The organism is Micromonospora sp. NPDC051543 (assembly GCF_044454415.1).
Lineage (GTDB): Bacteria > Actinomycetota > Actinomycetes > Mycobacteriales > Micromonosporaceae > Micromonospora.
In genome coordinates this window covers 196253-213514 of the sequence record NZ_JBITDT010000005.1, presented here as the reverse complement: position 1 = coordinate 213514, position 17262 = coordinate 196253, and the positions used below count along the sequence as shown (strand labels likewise).

Here is a 17262-nt window from a genome sequence, read left to right as displayed (position 1 = left end):
GGTTACGAGAGGCTGAGAGTCCGGTGAACCGGATCGCTCCGGCCGACCGTGCCGCCCGGTCCGCCCGGACCCCGACGTACCCTCGGGAAAGACCGCAGGTGGAAGGGACGTGCCATGGACGCCGGACTCAAGCGTGAGCTCGAAGCGAAGGTGTACGCCGGTGAGCGGCTGACCCGGGAGGACGGCGTCGCCCTCTACGAGAGCGACGACCTGACCTGGTTGGGGCGGCTCGCGCACCACCGGCGCACCGAGTTGAACGGTGAACGGGTGATGTTCAACGTCAACCGGCACCTCAACCTGACGAACGTCTGCTCGGCGTCCTGCGCGTACTGCTCGTTCCAGCGCAAGCCGGGCGAGAAGGACGCGTACACGATGCGCATCGACGAGGCGGTCCGCAAGGCCAAGGAGATGGAGGATGAGCGGCTCACCGAGCTGCACATCGTCAACGGCCTGCACCCGACGCTGCCGTGGCGCTACTACCCGAAGGTGCTGCGCGAGCTGAAGGCGGCGCTGCCGAACGTCAAGCTCAAGTGCTTCACCGCGACCGAGGTGCAGTGGTTCGAGAAGATCAGCGGCCTGAGCGCCGACGAGATTCTCGACGAGCTGATGGACGCCGGCCTGGAGTCGCTGACCGGTGGCGGTGCGGAGATCTTCGACTGGGAGGTCCGCCAGCACATCGTCGACCACGAGTGCCACTGGGAGGACTGGTCGCGCATCCACGCCCTGGCCCACTCGAAGGGCATGAAGACCCCGGCGACCATGCTGTACGGCCACATCGAGGAGCCCCGGCACCGCGTCGACCACGTGCTGCGCCTGCGGGAGTTGCAGGACGAGACCGGCGGTTTCGCGGTCTTCATCCCGCTGCGCTACCAGCACGACTTCGTCGACTCGGCGGACGGCAAGATCCGTAACCGGATCCAGGCGCGGACGACGATGGCTTCGCCGGCCGAGTCGCTGAAGACGTTCGCCGTGTCCCGGCTGCTGTTCGACAACGTGCCGCACCTGAAGAACTTCTGGGTGATGCACGGCCTGTCGGTGGCCCAGCTCTCGCTGAACTTCGGCGTGGACGACCTGGACGGCTCGGTGGTCGAATACAAGATCACCCACGACGCCGACTCGTACGGCACCCCGAACACCATGCACCGCGACGACCTGCTGCACCTGATCTGGGACGCCGGCTTCCAGCCGGTCGAGCGGGACACCCGCTACAACGTCGTCCGGGAGTACGACAGGGCGCCGTCGCTGGCCGAGCGCCGCGCCGAGCCGCAGCAGGTCTGGGCCTGAGACACCACGTACCCTCGCAGTCGATGACCGAGCAGCGCAGCGCCGAGCAGCAGGGCGGCTTTCCCCGACGGGACGCCGAGGGACGAGTCCGTACGCTGGGCGACCTGCTCGGGGTGTGCCTGGCCGGCCTGGTCATCGGTGTGCTGGCGCTCGTGCTGTTCGAGTGGGCGTTCGCCTCGTTCGGCGCCGCCGACTTCGGGCACACCAACGGCTGGCTCGCGGTGATCCTGCCGGCCTGGCTGTTCTGGGACGATTTCCGCGCCTGGGGGTTCGGGGCCGCCCGGGTGGTGGCGGCGCTCGTCGCGGCGGCGGTCGCGGTGTTCGTGGGGCTGCTGGTCGCCGGGCTGGGCGCGGGGTTGGCGCCGCTGCTGTCCGGCGCGTTGGCGGCGGCGGCGTTCACCGTGGCGTACGCGACGATCTGGTTTCCCGGCGTCCGTTGGCTGGCCCGCCGGACGGGCTGAATGACCCGCCCACCGGGCGCGGAGAAGGAGTGCATGAGGTGAGCGCGGCGCTCAAGTACACGCTGGGCCGGATCGGGCTGTTCGTCGCCGTACTGGCGGCCCTCTGGCTGGTCGACGTGGACATCTTCCTGAAGCTGATCCTGGCGCTGGCGTTCTCCGCCGCGCTCTCCTTCTTCCTGCTGCGCGGCTGGCGCGACGAGATGGCTCACGAGATGGCCGAGGCCACGGCCCGTCGCAAGGCGGAGAAGGAGCGTCTCCGCTCCGCCCTGGCCGGCGAGGACGAGCAGTCCGACGAGGGTGAGCGGCGGCAGCCGTAGGGCCTGCGGACGCGCGCCGCGCGGGACCCGTCAAAACGGGGCGGCGGGAGCGGCTGCTTGCCGTTAGTGTCTCCCGCCGTGGAAATCTTCAACAAGATCAACGACTGGCGGGCCAAGCTGTTCGTCTGGATCGGCCTGCCTGTCATCGCCGGCATCGGTCTGGTGCTGGGCGCTGGTGACCTCGGACCGGCCTGGCAGGCCAAGGGCGGTGGTGGCACCGCGGGCACCTTCACGGCCGTCTCTAAGGAGTGCTCCCGCCGTAGCTGCACCTGGCACGGCGACTTCGTGGCCGACGAAGGTGCCAAGCGGGCGGACGTGATCCTCTACGACGCCCCGGACACCCTGTCGACGGGCGAGACGGCCCCCGCACTGGACACCGGCGCGCGCAAGGGCGTCTTCGCCGCCGCCGGCGGTTCCACCTGGCTGCTAGTCACCGCCCTGACCCTCGCCGGTGTGGTGGCCGCCGTCGCCTGGGTGCTCTTCCTCGCCTGGAAGATCCGCCGCCGCCGCGCCCCAACCGAGACCCTCCCCGACCCAGCCGACCGCACCTGAGAAGCGTGATCAAGAGGTTTGCGTCACCAGAGTGGCATCCAGTGACGCAAACCTCTTGATCAACCGCGCTCAGTCGGGCCGGATGGACGGGTTTTACCAGTTGGTGGAGCCGGGGACCTTGGGCCAGGGCTTGGACTCGGGCTTGATGAGGTAGGCGACGCCGCCGGAGCCGCCGGAGACTCCGCCGCTGGCGTTGGTGCGCTTGGTACGCAGCCAGATCTGCTCGAACTGGGTGCGCTTGTAGACGTTGCGGACGACGTCGTTGCTGGACGAGGCCGGGTCGTTGACGATCACGTCGCCGTCGGCGGTGAAGCCGACCACCACGAAGAGGTGCCCCGAGGTGCCGTAGTTCGCCCCGTCCAGCTCACTGGCGAGGAAGGACTGGCTGGTCACGACGGGGATGCCGGCGGCGATGAAACGCTCCAGCTCGTCCAGGGAGTGCAGCCGGGTGACCCGACCCTCCAGGCCGGGGAAGCTGGCCGCGTACGCGGTGTTGAACGGCCAGTTGCCCGCGCCGTCGTACGCGTAGTCGAAGGTCATCCGGGCGGCGTGGTTGACGGTCGGGTCGGGGTAGGTCGGGTCCACCCAGGACGTGTCGGCGGCCGACGGCTTGCGCCCCCAGTACTCGACGACCATCTCCGTGGAGGTGGGCGAGCACCAGGCCTCACCACCGCCGTCGTACTCGGGGTAGTGCCCCTTGTGGACGTTCTGCGAGTAGCGGGGCACCGGCAGCTCGACGCCCCAGGCGATGTGCCCGGCGCTCGGCGGCACGGTGAACCGGTCCGGCACGGCGGAGCTCATCGCGCCGAGCATCCGTACCACCGGGGCGGCGGTCTGCCCCGGCGTCCGGTAGAGAGTCAGCCGCAGCTGGTACGACCGCAGCAGCACCCCGGCGTCGGCGTCGTCGATGCTGAAGGTGTCGGTCCAGACCGTCGACCAGGGATCGCCCTGCCCGTCGACGCTGGTCCGCCTGATGTCGGTGTCGCCGGAGGCCCAGCGGCCCAGGACGTACCAGGGGGTCTGGTCGCCGCTGGTGTAGCCGCCCTGCATCTCCACCTGGATCCAGGTGCCGGCGGGGGTCTCCGCGTTCCAGGAGGCGATCAGTTCGGTGGCGTCGAACCCGATCCGGGTCACGGGTGAGGTCCAGGTGCCGTACTCCCAGGTGCGGGTGGTGCCGGTGTGCGGGTCGGCGTACTCGGTGGTGCCGGTCGGGCGGGCCAGGGTGACGCCGGCGCGCGGGCCGGGCACGACGCGGGTGCCGGCCTGGCTGCCCCGGTGCCAGTCGGCGGGCCCGGACCAGTCCTGGAAGGTGATCTGCTCGTCGTGGGCGGGTGCGGGTGGCCGGGCCGCCGCGGCGGGGGCCGCGGTGGCGAGCAGGGTGAGCGCGCTGACGCCGGCGAGGGCGGCCGCGTGCAGGCGGGAGGGGGCCATGGGTGCTCCGCGGTGTCGAGTGGGGGCATCGTCGCTGGTCAGTTTTCCGCTTGGAGGGAAGTTTCGCCAGATGTTCAGCGGTAGAAAATCATTGCCGCAGCGATGGTCAACCTGGGATGGATTTCGCGGCGATCGATATTGAGATGACCATGTGACTGATGGTGAAGTGTGCATCACCGAGCGGGATCTTCCGCCCTTCTAGGAGGTAGTCCATGGCCCTCCGCCCACCTCACTCTCTCCGCCGCGTCCTGGTGCTCGCCGTCGTCACCGGACTGGGAATCGTCACCGTCGCCGCCGGACCGGTCGCCGCCCAACCGGCGCCGGATCGGACCACCGAGTCGGCCGCCGCCGCCGGCTACCGGGTACTCGGGCCCCGGACCCTCGCCGACCGCAACGCGGTGGCCCGCACCGGGGCCGCCATCGACTACTCCGAGCACGGCGTCCTGCACGTCTCGGCCACCGCCGCCGAGGCCGCCGCCATCGGCAAGCTCGGCTACCGGCTGGAACCGCTCGCTCCGCCACCGAGCACCGAACGCGGCGCGGGCGAGGTGGGCACGCTGGCGTTCCCGCCCGCCGACTCCAACTACCACGACTACGCGGAACTGACCGCCGTCGTGAACCAGGCCGTCGCCGACCACCCGGCCATCGCCCGCAAGATCAGCATTGGTACGTCGTACGAGGGCCGCGACCTGATGGCCGTGAAGATCTCCGACAACGTCGGCACCGACGAGAGTGAACCGGAGATCCTGTTCAACGCCCAGCAGCACGCCCGCGAGCACCTGACCGTCGAGATGGCGATCTACCTGCTCAACCTCTTCACCGACAGCTACGGCAGCGACTCCCGGATCACCAACCTCGTCAACAGCCGGGAGATCTGGATCGTGCCGACGGTCAACCCGGACGGCAGCGAGTACGACATCGCCACCGGGTCGTACCGGTCCTGGCGCAAGAACCGCCAGCCCAACAGCGGCTCGTCGAACGTCGGCACCGACCTGAACCGCAACTGGTCCTACCAGTGGGGCTGCTGCGGTGGCTCGTCCGGCACCACCTCGTCGGAGACGTACCGGGGGCCGTCGGCGTTCTCCGCGCCGGAGACGCAGGCGCTGCGCAACTTCGTCAACAGCCGCGTCGTCGGTGGCGTCCAGCAGATCAAGGCCAACATCGACTTCCACACGTACTCGCAGCTGGTGCTCTGGCCCTTCGGCTACACCACGGCGAACAACCCGTCCGGGATGAGCGCGGACCAGTACAACACCTTCGCCACCATCGGTCAGCAGATGGCGGCCACCAACAGCTACACGCCGGAGCAGTCCAGCGATCTCTACATCGCCGACGGCACCAGCATCGACTGGATGTGGGCCACCCACGGCATCTGGGCGTACACCTTCGAGATGTACCCGGGCTCCGCCAGCGGTGGCGGCTTCTACCCGCCCGACGAGGTGATCCCCGCGCAGACCACCCGTAACCGCGAGGCGGTACTCATGCTCAGCGAGTACGCCGACTGCCCGTACCGGGCCATCGGCAAGCAGTCGCAGTACTGCGGCGGCGGTGGGGGCACCACGGTCTGGTCGGACACCTTCGAGACGGCCACCGGCTGGACGATCAACCCGTCCGGCACCGACACCGCGACGCTCGGGGCGTTCGAGGTGGGCGCCGCCCAGGCGACCACCTCGTCCGGGGCGAAGCAGCTCGCCCCGTACGCCGGCTCGAACGACCTGGTCACCGGCCGGCTCGCCGGTTCGGCGGCCGGTGACTACGACGTCGACGGCGGTGTGACGAGCGCCCGGTCCCCGGCGGTGACGTTGCCGTCGTCCGGCACGTTGACGCTCTCGCTGGCCTGGTACCTGGCGCACGGCTCGAACGCGTCCTCGGCCGACTACCTGCGGGTGAGCGTGGTGCACAGCGGCGGCACCACCGCCCTGCTCACCCAGGCCGGCGCGGCCAGCAACCGTAACGGGAGCTGGGCGGTGGCGAACCTCAACCTGAGCCCGTACGCCGGGCAGTCCGTCCGCATCCTCGTCGAGGCGGCGGACGCGTCCGGCGCGAGCCTGGTGGAGGCGGCTGTGGACAACGTCACCATCACGGCCTCCTGATCGGGTGGGGCCCCGTACCGCCCCTGCGGGGCCCCACCACCCACTCCCGAGCCTCCCATTCCGGGGCAAAGGCCCCACTCCTGATCGTCGTACGTCGATCGGTCGTTGATCGATCCGGCACGTCCCGGCGGTGCGCTACCGTCTTAGCGACCAATCCGCAGCGAAGCCGGTGTGAAACCGGCGCTGTCCCGCAACTGTGATGCCCCGCCCGACGGCGGGGACGAGCCAGGTCGCCTGCGGAGGGGTCGCGACACGCGCTCTCGAGGAAGGGCGCCTCGTGGGCGGGCGTACCGAAGTCCTGTCGGCGAAGCACCACACTCCTCGACCGACAGGAGGCCCCATGTTCAGACGTACCCCTCGGCTCTTCGCCGCGACCCTCGCGGTCGCCGCGCTCGCCCTCGGCGCGTGCGCGGAGAAGACCGACGACAAGCCGGCCGCCGGCACCGCGGCCGCCAGCTACCCGGTGACGGTCGGCACGCTCACGCTCGACAAGCGTCCCGAGAAGATCGTGTCGCTCTCGCCCAGCGCCACCGAGATGCTCTTCGCCATCGGCGCCGGCTCGCAGGTGAGCGCCGTCGACGACCAGTCCAACTACCCGGCTGAGGCGCCCAAGAGCGACCTGTCCGGCTTCCAGCCGAACGCCGAGGCGATCGCCGGCAAGAACCCCGACCTGGTGGTGCTCTCCAACGACACCAACAAGATCGTCGACCAGCTCGGCAAGTTGAAGATCCCGGTGTACCTGACCCCGGCGGCGACCACGCTCGACGACTCTTACCAGCAGATCACCGACCTGGGCTCCCTGACCGGGCACGCCGACCAGGCCGCCGACGTCGCCAAGCGGATGAAGGACGACATCGCCAAGCTGGTCAAGGACCTGCCGCAGCGCACCGACAAGCTCACCTACTACCACGAGCTGGGCCCGGAGCTGTACAGCGCGACCAGCAAGACCTTCATCGGCTCGATCTACAGCCTCGTCGGCCTGACCAACATCGCCGACCCGGCCGACGCCGACGGCAAGAACGGCGGCTACCCGCAGCTGTCGCAGGAGGTCATCGTCAAGGCCGACCCGGACTTCGTCTTCCTGGCCGACTCCAAGTGCTGCCAGCAGAACGGCGACTCGGTCAAGGCCCGCAGCGGCTGGGCCGGGCTCACCGCCGTCAAGAACAACCAGGTCGTGACGTTGGACGACGACATCGCGTCCCGCTGGGGTCCGCGCGTCGTCGACCTGCTCCGGACGATCATCGACGCGGTCGCCAAGGTGCCCGCGTGACCGTGGTCCGTCCGTGACCAGAACGTCGCAGATGACCTCTGGAGCACCCGCCACCCGGCCGGCCGGTACGCCTCGCGCGTCCCGGCCCGCCGGGCTGCGTGCGCGCTGGCTGGTCATCGGTGTCCTCGCGGTGCTCGTCGCGCTCGTCGCCGGGGTGTCGCTCGGACCGGTCAGCCTGCCACCGGGCAGCGTCGCCGCCGAGCTGCTCAACCTGATCCCCGGTGTGCACCTCGACAGTGGACTGAACGAGCGGGAAATCGCCATCGTCACCGAGCTGCGGCTGCCACGGGTCGTGCTGGGCCTGCTCGTCGGCGGGCTGCTCGCCCTCGCCGGTGGCTGCTACCAGGGCGTCTTCCGCAACCCGTTGGCCGACCCGTACCTGCTCGGGGTGGCCGCCGGCGCGGGCCTCGCGGTCACCGCGGTGATCGCCCTCGGCGGCGTCGGTCGGCAGGGCGCGATCTCCGGGCTGCCGTTGACCATCCCGCTGGCCGCGTTCGTCGGTTCGCTGCTCGCCGTGACGATGACCTACCTGCTCGGCGCGGCCGGCGGGCGGAGCCGGTCACCGGCGATGCTGATCCTGGCCGGGGTCGCGGTCTCGGCGTTCCTCTCCGCCGGGCAGACGTACCTGCTCCAGCGCCACGCGGACAGCATCCAGCCGGTCTACTCCTGGCTGCTGGGACGGCTGGCCACGGCGGGCTGGCACGACGTGCTGCTGGTGCTGCCGTACGCCGCCGTGACCACGGTCGTGGTGCTGCTGCACCGCCGCGAGCTGGACGTCCTCGCGCTCGGCGACGACGAGGCGACGAGCCTCGGCCTGCACCCGCAGCGCTCCCGCTACCTGCTGATCGCCGCCGCGTCCCTGGGCACCGCCGCGGCGGTCTCGGCGACCGGCCTCATCGGCTTCGTCGGCATCATCGTGCCGCACACCGTCCGGCTGCTCGCCGGGTCGAGCTACCGGGTGATCCTGCCGCTGTCGCTGCTGTTCGGCGCTGCGTTCCTGGCCCTGACCGACGTGGTCGCCCGTACCGCCGCCGCCCCGGCCGAGGTACCCATCGGCGTGGTCACCGCCCTGCTCGGCGGCCCGTTCTTCGTCCTCGTGCTGCGGACCGCCCGCCGGGTGCTCACGTGAGCGCGGGTGCGCCGGCCGTCGAGGTCCGCGAGCTGCACGTCAGCCTGGACGGCACGCCGATCCTGACCGGCGTCGACCTCACCGTCGCCGTCGGCGAGTGGGTCACCGTGATCGGCCCGAACGGCGCCGGCAAGTCGACCCTGTTGCGTGCCGTCGGCGGCCTGCTGCCCGCGCCGGACGCCATCTCCCTCTTCGGTACACCGAGCGGCGCGCTGCGCCGCCGCGAACGGGCCCGGGTGGTGGCGACGGTGACGCAGTCCCCGGTCGTACCGCCCGGCATGTCCGTCCTGGACTACGTGCTGCTCGGGCGCACCCCGTACATCCCGCCGCTCGGTCGGGAGTCGGCCGCCGACGTGACCGCCGTCCACGACGTGCTGGACCGCCTGGACCTCGGCGGCTTCCACCGCCGCGAGTTGGCCACCCTGTCCGGGGGCGAGCGACAGCGGGTCTTCCTGGCCCGGGCGCTCGCCCAGGGCGCGACGCTGCTGCTACTCGACGAGCCGACCAGCGCGTTGGACATCGGCCATCAGCAGGAGGTCCTGGAACTGGTCGACCAGTTGCGCCGGGCACACGGCCTGACGGTGCTCGCCACCATGCACGACCTCTCCCTCGCGGGCGAGTACGCCGACCGGATGGTCATGCTCGCCGAGGGTCGGGTGGTGGCGACCGGCACGCCGCACGAGGTGCTGACCGAACACCTCCTCGCCACCCACTACCGGGCGAGCGTCCGGGTGCTCCCCGGCACCAACGGCCCCCTGGTGGTCCCCGTCCGCCCTGGTGCCTGACCCGCCTTCCCCCGCGATCTTGCACTTTCTGTCGTGACACAAGGGGCATTCCCGCTGATGTCGACAACCGAAAGTGCAAGATCGGAGCGATCTTGGGGCGTGGCGGCTCGCCGAGGGGTCAGCCCAGGTCGATGACCGAGAAGAGGGCGCCCTGGGGGTCGCGCAGGGCGGCGAACCGGCCGGTCGGGATGTCCCGCGGTGGCACCAGGATGGTCCCGCCCAGTTCGGCGGCGCGCGCGGCGGCGGCGTCCGCGTCGGTCACCGCGAAGTACACCGTCCAGTATGCGGGCAGGTCGGCCGGGTAGCCGTCCCCGAGCGGCGGCATCATCCCGGCGACGATCCGCGCCCCGAGCCGCCACCCCGTGTACGTCATGTCGCCGACCGGTTGTTCGTCCGGCTGCCAGCCGAACACCAGCTCGTAGAAGACCTTCGCGCCCTCCGGGTCGGGCGTGACCAGCTCGTTCCAGCTCATCGCGCCGGGCACGTTGAACACCTCGGCCCCGGGCATCGTCAGCGGCTGCCAGACGCTGAACGTCGCGCCCGCCGGGTCGGAGAACACGGCCATCCAGCCCCGGTCGAAGACCTCGAACGGCGGTACGACGACCTGCCCGCCGGCCCGTTCGACCCGGCCGGCGGCCAGCGCCGCGTCGTCGGTGGCGATGTACGTCGACCAGATCGGCACCTGGTCCTCGATGGCGGGCGGCCCGACGCCGGCCACCGGCCTGCCGTCGAGCAGGAAGACGGTGTAGCCGCCCGCCTCGGGCTCCGGTGTCACCCGTCCGGTCCAGCCGAACAGTTCGGGGTAGAAGCGCCGCGCGTCGGTCAGGTCCGGGGTGGCCAGGTCGGCCCAGCACGGCGTGCCCGGCGGGACGGTGCTCACGTCAAGACCCCTCTCGGCCGGCGGCCACGGGCGGGCCTCCTGCGGGAATCCTGGCACCGTCCCGCTGGGGCACGGGGCGGAAACGGACGAATCGTCAGCTGAACCGGCGACCCTCGTCCCGCCGGTACGCCCAGGCGGCGAGCGAGGCGAGGAGCACGATCCAGACACCGAGCATGATCATCGCGAGTGGCTGGACGGGATAGTCGCCGACCGCCCACCACATCAGTTCGGCCGCGCCCCGGGTGGGCAGGAACGGCGCGATCGTCTCGATGAAGCCGGGCGCGTCGCCCGGTGCGGAGAGCAGTCCGCCGCCGAACGCGAGCGGCAGGAACACGACCTGCGCCACCACGATCGCCGCCTTGCTGGGCAGCGAGTAGCCGATGGAGAGACCCATCAGCGTGAACGGCACCGAGATGACGGCCACGATGACGGCGGTCAGCAGGAACGCCGTCGCGGTGACCCGGGCTGGGGTGAGCGTCGCGCCGATCACCACGACCGGGATCAGCGACAGGTAGGTCAACGCGAGGCCGGCCAGCACGCGGCCCGCGAACCGGGGCGCCGGCCCGGCCGGCAGGGTCCGGGTGTACGGGCTCCACGGCTGGTCGCGGTCCTCGGCGACGCCGACGCCGTACTGGAAGATGTTGGCGCTCATCACCGAGAAGGTGATCATCGACGCGGTGGCGAAGGTGGCGCCGACCGGATCGTCGCCGGTGAACGGCACCACGAAGAAGATCATGGCGGCGGCGGGAAAGAAGGCGCTGCCGAAGACGGCGACCGGAATCCGGATGGTCTCCAGAAGCTGGTAGCGGGCGTGGACCAGGGCGAGCTGCACGGTGCGCCTCCTCAGACGGCGGTGGGTTGGCCGCTGTCGGCGGCAGCGGGTGAGGCCTGAGCCGGCGTGTCCGTCCCACCGGTGAGGGCCGTGTCGGTCCCGCCGGTGAGGGCGAGGAACGCCTCCTCCAACGACGTGGGCCGGACCTCCAGGTCGGTGAAGGCGACCTGGGAGCGGACCAGCGCCCGGACCAGCTCGTCGGCGTCAGTGGTGAGCAGGTGCAGGCGTCCGTCGATCCGTTCGGCGCGGACGACGCCGGGCAGGTCGGGCAGCTCGTCGGTGACCAGGCTGACCCGCCGTACGCCGACGATGCCGCGTACGGCGTCCACGGTGTCGTCGGCGAGCACCCGGCCCTGCCCGATCACCACCACGCGGCGGGCGAGCGCCTCCACCTCCTCCAGGTAGTGGCTGCTCAACAGCACCGTCCCACCGTCGTCGTGGAACGCGCGGATCGCGTCCCACAGGGTGTGCCGGGCGGTGACGTCCAGGCCCGTGGTCGGCTCGTCGAGCAGGACGAGTCGGGGTCGGCCGACGAAGGCCAGCGCCACGGCCAGCCGGCGACGCTGGCCGCCGGACAGTCCGCCGGTCTGCCGCCGGGTGAGGTCGCCCAGCCCGAAACGGTCGAGCAGTTCGCCGCGGGGCACCGGGTCGGGGTAGTGGGCGGAGACGAAGTCGACGACCTCACCTACCCGCAGCGTGCCCGGGAGACCGGTCTCCTGCGGGGTGACGCCGATCTGCCGCCGCGCCTCCGGGTCGCGCGGGTCGCGGCCGTTCAACTCGACCCGCCCGGAGGTGGGCCTGCGCAGACCGACCAGCAGGTTCATCAGGGTGCTCTTGCCGGCGCCGTTCGGGCCGAGCAGGCCGACCAGTTCGCCGGCCCGGACCTCCAGGTCGACGCGGTCGAGGGCGAGGACGTCGCCGTACCGGCGGCTGACCTGGTCGGCGCGGGCGAGGGTCATGACTGCTCCTTCGACGCTGTGGAGTCCAGAGGGGAGGGATCGAGCAGGCTGCGGATCGCTTCGGTGTACTCCTCGAACGCCAGCCGACCGCGCCGGCTGAGCCGGATCAGGGTGGCCGGCGTACGTCCACGGTGGGTCTTGCTGATCTCGACGTAGCCGGCGTCCTCCAGTTTGCGGAGGTGCACGGAGAGGTTGCCGGCGGTCATCGCGAGCAGTTCCTGGAGCCGGGGAAACGTGATTCGGTCGCCGTCGCCGAGCGCGGAGAGCGCGGCGACCACCCGCAGCCGTGCCTGGGCGTGGATGACCGGATCGAGGTCGGTCACGAACGCCCTCGCTGGCGCAGCCGGGCGATCGCCCCGGCGGCCAGGATTCCGACGCCGCCGGCCACCGAGATGACCAGCGCGTGCCAACCAGGCCCGGCGATCGCGCCAACCACGTTGATGACGCTGATCCACACGCCGAGGCGGAACAGGTCCCGGTCCAGCCAGATCGCGCCGCCGGCCATGTGCAGCGCGCCGGTCAGCCCCACCGCAGCGGCCGACCAGAGCAGACCGGCCAGGTCGTGCGGCAGGTGCTCGGACACCCGGCCGACCGCCGCGTACACGCTCACCGAGCCCAGCGCCCAGGCGCACCCGTACCAACGGCCACGCACCGCCGAGTCGCCGGACACCTGCCCGTACGCCCGCGCGCCCGCCACCGCCTGGATCACCCCGGCGACGATCAGCAGGGCGAAGAGCACCGTCAGGGGCAGCCAGTCGGGCAGGGCGACCAGCACCCGACCACCCGGGGAGAAGCGCAGGAAGAACAGCCCGAAACCGATCAACCAGGCCACCCCCCACGGCCAGTAGAGCAGCCGCGCGTCGGGCTGTAGGTGGCGAACGGTGGTCGCCCGCTGGTCGTCGATCAGCCGGAGAGCGGCGGCGGCGTCGGAGGGTGGAAGGTCATCGTCTTCGGGCCCCATGCAAACTACTTTACGATGCAAAGTCGAACCTGTGTGCCCCGCGCGACTGCCCGGTTGCCGACAGAGACGCCGCGCGCTGGCCCGTCGGCCGTGCCCCGAGGACGCGTTCGACGTTGGGGCACGTGCGACAGGCATCGGCCGTGCCCCAGGATGCGCCCGACGCCGGGGCTTCTGCGAGAGGCGACCTAGAGCGGCACCGGCGCCAGCGTGGTGGCCTGCGGTGCGGTCAGCAACGGCGCGGGCAGCGGCTCGCTGTGCAGCACCGACAACCGGGACACCGCGCGGGTGAGCACCACGTACAGCCGGTGCAGCCCGCGCGGCTCGGCCGCGACGATCGCGGCCGGCTCGACCACCACCACGTGGTCGTACTCCAGGCCCTTGACCAACGTCGCGGGCACCACGGTGACCCGCTGGGCGGCCGTGACGTCGTCGGCGGTCGCGCTGGCGACGCCGACGGCGGCCAGCGCCGCGCGCAGCCCGTCGACCGCGTCGTCCGCGGCGATCACGCCGACCGACCCGTCGTGCGCGAGCGCCGCGCGCACCTCGGCCACCGTGGCGGCGGTCAGGTCGGCCACGGTACGCACGTCCAGGCCGCCGTCGTGACGCAGCGACTCCGCCGGGGGTACGTCCACCGCGAGCGCCGGCAACAGCAGGTTGGCGAAGGCCACCACGGCGGCGGGCACCCGGAAGCCGACCGTCAGCGGGACCACCACGGCGTCCGGCTTGCCGAGGTGTGCCAGGGACTCCCGCCAGTCGGTCGCCGCCCACGGCGCGGTGCCCTGCGCGAGGTCACCGAGGAGCGTGATCGACCCGTGCTCACTGCGGCGGGCGATGGCCCGGCACTGCATGGGGGACAGGTCCTGCGCCTCGTCCAGCACCACGTGCCCGAACCCGGACGGTCGCTCCAACAGCCCGGCCGCCTCGTCGACGAGCACGGCGTCCGCCGCGGTCCAGCGGGTGGCCTTCGGGGTACGCGCCGGTTTCGCCCAGACCAGCAGCTCCTGCTCGGCATCGTTGAGCAGCCCGTCCGCGGCGGCGGCGAGACGGGCCGGGTCGGCGAGCAGGCCGTGCACCAGCCCTTCCGGGGTGAGCGCCGGCCAGACCGCGTCCAGGAAGTCCACCACCGGCCGGCACCGGCCCATCCGGCGCAGCCACGCGTCGCCGGGCGACTCGGCCCGCCGCGCCTCGGCCTGCCGTTGCAGCAGACTGACCACCCGCGCCCGGACCCGCTCCCGACCGGTGCCGTACGGCAGCCCCTCCCGTCGGGTCTCCTCGACGATCCGGTGCAGCGGCTCCAGCCCGATCCGCCACCGGAACGAGCCGTCGGAGACGGTGATCGAGTCGGTTGCCGTACCGATGTGGGCCTGCACCGCCCTGCGCAGCACGGTCGCCATCCGCGCGTCGTGCTTCAGCGCGGCGGCGGCGGGCGTCTCCACCGCCCGCACCGGAACCCGCGAAATCAGCTCCTCCACGGTGGCCTGCTCGACCTCGACCTCGCCGAGGGCCGGCAGTACCGCCGCGATGTACGACAGGAACGCCCGGTTCGGCCCCACGATCAGCACGCCCGCCCGACGCAACCGCTCCCGGTGCAGGTAGAGCAGGTACGCGGCCCGATGCAGGCCGACGGCCGTCTTCCCGGTGCCCGGCGCCCCCTGCACACAGATCGAATCGGCCAGGTCGGCCCGGACCAGCTCGTCCTGCTCCGGCTGGATGGTGGCGACGATGTCGCGCATCGGTCCCACGCGCGGTCGCTCGATCTCGGCCGTGAGGATCCGGCTGGCCGTACCCAGCTCCTCGCCCCGGTCCAGCCGCTCGTCCTCGAAGCTGGTCAACACCCCGTTGCTGAACCCGAACCGCCGCCGCACCGCGACACCCTGCGGGTCGCGAGCGCTGGCCCGGTAGAACGAGCGGGAGACCGGCGCCCGCCAATCCAGCACCAGCGGCTCGCCAAGCTCATCGGTGACATGCCGCCGCCCGACGTGGTACCGCCGCCCAGCATGCTCGCTGCCGCTGCCGCTGCCGCTGCCGCTGCTGCCGTCGCCTGGGCTGCCGGCGCTCCTGCTTGCGACGCTGCTGCCGCCGGCCGGGTTGCTGGTGGTCGGGCTGTTGCTGGTTGCCTCCGGCAGGCCGGTTGCGGTGTCCTCGTTTAGTGCTTGTCCGCCGAATTCGAGGCGGCCGAAGAACAGCGGAGTGGTGGGGTCGTCGGCCAGTTCGGCGACGCGGCGGGCGAGTGTGCGGCCGAGGGTCTCCGCCGCGTAGGAGTCGCCGGCGACCTGGTCACCGGTGGAGAAGAGGGCTTCGGCCCGCTCCCGCATCCGGCGCAGTGCCGCGCGCGAGGTGGCGAGGTGAGTGCGTTCGGCCGCGAGATCCGTGTCTAGATCCGTGTCGAGGTCAGGTGCGGGCATGCTGACGTCCCATCGTTCACATCTGCTGCTCGCTCGCGTTTCCGGGGGCGGATGGCCGACCTCCCGGCGCGACGACGTCCGTTCCGGTGCAGCTCACCTCGGCCGTCAAGCGGGCTGCAACGCTACGCCTTTCTCGCCACCCCTTCCACAGAATTACCGAGCCAACCACCCGGACGAGTCGGCGCGTCGTGGACTTGTGCGATAGCTACGCCCGAGCCCGCGCGACAGCGAGCCGCCTGCCGGGCCGAGCTGCGAGCGGGAGCGTTGCCTTGTCGTGGCGTCCCCCGAAGACGTGCTCACGAAGGACGAGCACATCGTGCTGTGGGTGCGTGACGTGTGGCGGGATGAACCGCTCGTGTTCAGCAGCGCCGGTGGTAGAGGTTGCGGCGTGGGGCGCGCAGCGGGTCCACCCAGGCGGGCGGGAGGAATTCGGGCTGGCTGTCCGACGCGATGCGGACGACCCAGTCGCCCTGGTGCAGGAGCCGGTGATGATGCCCGCAGAGCAGGACCGCGTTGCCCAGGGTCGTGGCGCCGCCGTCGGCCCAGTGGCGCACATGGTGGCCGTCGCACCAACGGGATGGCCGGTCGCAGCCGGGAAAGGCGCAGCCGCCGTCGCGTAGCACCAGCGCGCGCCGCAGCGGACCGGTGAAGAGCCGGCGCTGACGCCCGACGTCCAGGATCTGGCTGTTGCCGTTCAAGACTGCCGGCAGCACGGCGGCATCGCAGGCCAGGCGGCGGACCGCGCCCGGCGTGAGACGCACTCCGGTGTCCAGGGTGCCCGGGCCGACCTCGTTGACCAGCGCGTCGAGCGCCATGGTGACGACCAGTTGCGAACGGTCTCCACCGTTGTCGGGCAGATGGCCGGTGCGCAGTGCCAGCCGGCAGATCTCGCCGAGTGCGTCGGCTCTGCGTTGGCCCGGGCTGCGGTCGTCGTGCTCACCGGCCGGAGCGCAGAGCGGATCGATGGCCTCCCGCAGCAGGCTCGCGGTCTCGGTGTCGAGGTTGCCGGTGAGGCGTACCTGCCCGTCCTTCGGCTCCGAGAGGGTGACGTGCCGGCGAGCCTCGGCCCGCTCGGCGGCCCGGTCGAGGGCCGCCAGCTCGGCCTCGTCGGCCAGGTCGGGCGCGACGTGCGCGAGGACGCGTTCGCCGAGGCGACTCAGGGTGGTCGGATCGAAGCGGTCGGCCCAGGCGATCAGCAACTCGGTGGCCTTCTCCGCCACCTCCGGGCCGGCCTCGACGGGAAGGGCCGCGATCGTCTCCGCCACCACCTTGCCCTGCTCCACGGTGAGGCTGCCGTCGAGCAGGGCGGTGCGGACCGTCGGCGGGGCCGCGTCGATGGTGGCGGCGAGCTGGACCAACTGGCGGGCCGACCGCCCGGACAGCCGCAGCCGCTCCCGTAACCAGACGGCGGTCGACGATGCGCCCTGGGCGACCGCGAGACCACGGCCGTCGAGCTCGCGCACGAGAGCGAGCTGGATGGTTGCCAGGCGCTGCGCCAGGGCGTGCGAAGCGTCCAGCGCCGCGAGCAGTTCGTCGTCGGGAAGGGCCCATGGCGCGGTGTCGGCGCAGGCGTCGACACCGCCGCCCGCCTGCGCCAACGCCCTCAACATGGACCAACACTAGAACAGGTGTACGACAATTTTCGTCCCGAAGGACCGCCCTGGGGTCAGCTTTTTCGGCGGCGCCGCACCTCCGCCACGCGGTCCTGCGTCGCGCGGTCATGACGCCCTACATGCCCCGTGACACGTGGCGGCACGGCCTCACCCTGTGCGGCGGACGCGGCGGTTCGGCGTGCTCGTGCGTTGGTGTACGCGCGGCGGCAGTCGGTGTGGCGCCGACCCGGGCGCGCTGTGGTGCGGCGGATGCCGGGGGTGCCGACAGCGCTTCCACCGGCTCGACGGTG

General features: G+C 71.6%; 16 protein-coding genes and 1 riboswitch. Of the genes, 8 read left to right on the top strand and 8 right to left on the bottom strand.

Translation table 11 applies throughout. The annotated features are described in order from the left end of the window. Positions 1-114: 114 nt before the first annotated feature. The 4 genes from mqnE to ACIA3K_RS11080 all read left to right on the top strand — a co-directional run bounded on the left by mqnE (position 115) and on the right by ACIA3K_RS11080 (position 2614). The gene (mqnE, locus tag ACIA3K_RS11095; protein WP_396800534.1) at positions 115-1284 is read left to right on the top strand and encodes an aminofutalosine synthase MqnE; all 1170 of its coding nucleotides are present in this window, start codon (positions 115-117) and stop codon (positions 1282-1284) included. A 23-nt stretch (positions 1285-1307) separates the two neighbouring features. Next, positions 1308-1745, top strand: coding sequence for a hypothetical protein (locus ACIA3K_RS11090; protein WP_355048297.1), 438 nt, complete (start codon positions 1308-1310; stop codon positions 1743-1745). 38 nt (positions 1746-1783) lie between these two features. Continuing rightward, complete coding sequence (locus ACIA3K_RS11085) at positions 1784-2062, top strand: DUF4229 domain-containing protein (protein WP_357133704.1); 279 nt, start codon at positions 1784-1786, stop codon at positions 2060-2062. 78 nt (positions 2063-2140) lie between these two features. Then, positions 2141-2614, top strand: coding sequence for a hypothetical protein (locus ACIA3K_RS11080; protein ID WP_396800532.1), 474 nt, complete (start codon positions 2141-2143; stop codon positions 2612-2614). A gap of 93 nt (positions 2615-2707) precedes the next feature. On the opposite strand, the gene ACIA3K_RS11075 is transcribed toward ACIA3K_RS11080, so the two are convergent. Continuing rightward, positions 2708-4045: a C39 family peptidase gene (locus ACIA3K_RS11075; protein WP_396800530.1), complete on the bottom strand. Its 1338-nt coding sequence runs from the start codon at positions 4043-4045 to the stop codon at positions 2708-2710. A gap of 212 nt (positions 4046-4257) precedes the next feature. Here ACIA3K_RS11075 and ACIA3K_RS11070 point away from each other — a divergent pair, with 212 nt between their 5' ends. The 4 genes from ACIA3K_RS11070 to ACIA3K_RS11055 all read left to right on the top strand — a co-directional run bounded on the left by ACIA3K_RS11070 (position 4258) and on the right by ACIA3K_RS11055 (position 9322). Beyond that, a complete protein-coding gene (locus tag ACIA3K_RS11070; protein WP_396800529.1) occupies positions 4258-6138 on the top strand; it encodes a M14 family zinc carboxypeptidase in 1881 nt (626 codons plus the stop codon). A 165-nt stretch (positions 6139-6303) separates the two neighbouring features. Further along, positions 6304-6368: riboswitch (cobalamin riboswitch) on the top strand. A gap of 110 nt (positions 6369-6478) precedes the next feature. Then, complete coding sequence (locus ACIA3K_RS11065; RefSeq protein WP_396800527.1) at positions 6479-7408, top strand: ABC transporter substrate-binding protein; 930 nt, start codon at positions 6479-6481, stop codon at positions 7406-7408. A gap of 31 nt (positions 7409-7439) precedes the next feature. Next, entirely contained in the window at positions 7440-8537 is a 1098-nt protein-coding gene (locus tag ACIA3K_RS11060) for a FecCD family ABC transporter permease (protein ID WP_396800525.1), read from the top strand. Next, the gene (locus ACIA3K_RS11055) at positions 8534-9322 is read left to right on the top strand and encodes an ABC transporter ATP-binding protein (RefSeq protein ID WP_396800524.1); all 789 of its coding nucleotides are present in this window, start codon (positions 8534-8536) and stop codon (positions 9320-9322) included. The genes ACIA3K_RS11060 and ACIA3K_RS11055 overlap by 4 nt, the downstream gene beginning before the upstream one ends. A gap of 118 nt (positions 9323-9440) precedes the next feature. On the opposite strand, the gene ACIA3K_RS11050 is transcribed toward ACIA3K_RS11055, so the two are convergent. The 7 genes from ACIA3K_RS11050 to ACIA3K_RS11020 form a co-directional block, all read right to left on the bottom strand. Further along, the gene (locus ACIA3K_RS11050) at positions 9441-10202 is read right to left on the bottom strand and encodes a VOC family protein (RefSeq protein ID WP_396800523.1); all 762 of its coding nucleotides are present in this window, start codon (positions 10200-10202) and stop codon (positions 9441-9443) included. 94 nt (positions 10203-10296) lie between these two features. After that, entirely contained in the window at positions 10297-11034 is a 738-nt protein-coding gene (locus tag ACIA3K_RS11045) for an ABC transporter permease (protein WP_396800521.1), read from the bottom strand. A gap of 11 nt (positions 11035-11045) precedes the next feature. After that, on the bottom strand, positions 11046-11993 hold the full coding sequence (locus ACIA3K_RS11040; RefSeq protein WP_396800520.1) for an ABC transporter ATP-binding protein: 948 nt from the start codon (positions 11991-11993) through the stop codon (positions 11046-11048). Then, complete coding sequence (locus ACIA3K_RS11035) at positions 11990-12316, bottom strand: transcriptional regulator (protein WP_355048288.1); 327 nt, start codon at positions 12314-12316, stop codon at positions 11990-11992. Before ACIA3K_RS11035 ends, ACIA3K_RS11040 begins: the two co-directional genes overlap by 4 nt. After that, positions 12313-12954, bottom strand: coding sequence for a transporter (locus ACIA3K_RS11030; RefSeq protein ID WP_396800518.1), 642 nt, complete (start codon positions 12952-12954; stop codon positions 12313-12315). Before ACIA3K_RS11030 ends, ACIA3K_RS11035 begins: the two co-directional genes overlap by 4 nt. A gap of 185 nt (positions 12955-13139) precedes the next feature. After that, positions 13140-15359: a HelD family protein gene (locus ACIA3K_RS11025; RefSeq protein ID WP_396800516.1), complete on the bottom strand. Its 2220-nt coding sequence runs from the start codon at positions 15357-15359 to the stop codon at positions 13140-13142. Positions 15360-15718: 359 nt separating this feature from the next. Next, complete coding sequence (locus tag ACIA3K_RS11020) at positions 15719-16969, bottom strand: DUF222 domain-containing protein (RefSeq protein WP_396800515.1); 1251 nt, start codon at positions 16967-16969, stop codon at positions 15719-15721. Positions 16970-17262: the final 293 nt, after the last annotated feature.

Coding starts and splice junctions, on each gene's coding strand:
- mqnE (WP_396800534.1), top strand. CDS start 115: ATGGACGCCGGACTCAAGCGTGAGCTCGAAGCGAAGGTGTACGCCGGT.
- ACIA3K_RS11020 (WP_396800515.1), bottom strand. CDS start 16,969: ATGTTGAGGGCGTTGGCGCAGGCGGGCGGCGGTGTCGACGCCTGCGCC.
- ACIA3K_RS11030 (WP_396800518.1), bottom strand. CDS start 12,954: ATGGGGCCCGAAGACGATGACCTTCCACCCTCCGACGCCGCCGCCGCT.
- ACIA3K_RS11075 (WP_396800530.1), bottom strand. CDS start 4,045: ATGGCCCCCTCCCGCCTGCACGCGGCCGCCCTCGCCGGCGTCAGCGCG.
- ACIA3K_RS11025 (WP_396800516.1), bottom strand. CDS start 15,359: ATGCCCGCACCTGACCTCGACACGGATCTAGACACGGATCTCGCGGCC.
- ACIA3K_RS11040 (WP_396800520.1), bottom strand. CDS start 11,993: ATGACCCTCGCCCGCGCCGACCAGGTCAGCCGCCGGTACGGCGACGTC.
- ACIA3K_RS11060 (WP_396800525.1), top strand. CDS start 7,440: ATGACCTCTGGAGCACCCGCCACCCGGCCGGCCGGTACGCCTCGCGCG.
- ACIA3K_RS11065 (WP_396800527.1), top strand. CDS start 6,479: ATGTTCAGACGTACCCCTCGGCTCTTCGCCGCGACCCTCGCGGTCGCC.
- ACIA3K_RS11070 (WP_396800529.1), top strand. CDS start 4,258: ATGGCCCTCCGCCCACCTCACTCTCTCCGCCGCGTCCTGGTGCTCGCC.
- ACIA3K_RS11090 (WP_355048297.1), top strand. CDS start 1,308: ATGACCGAGCAGCGCAGCGCCGAGCAGCAGGGCGGCTTTCCCCGACGG.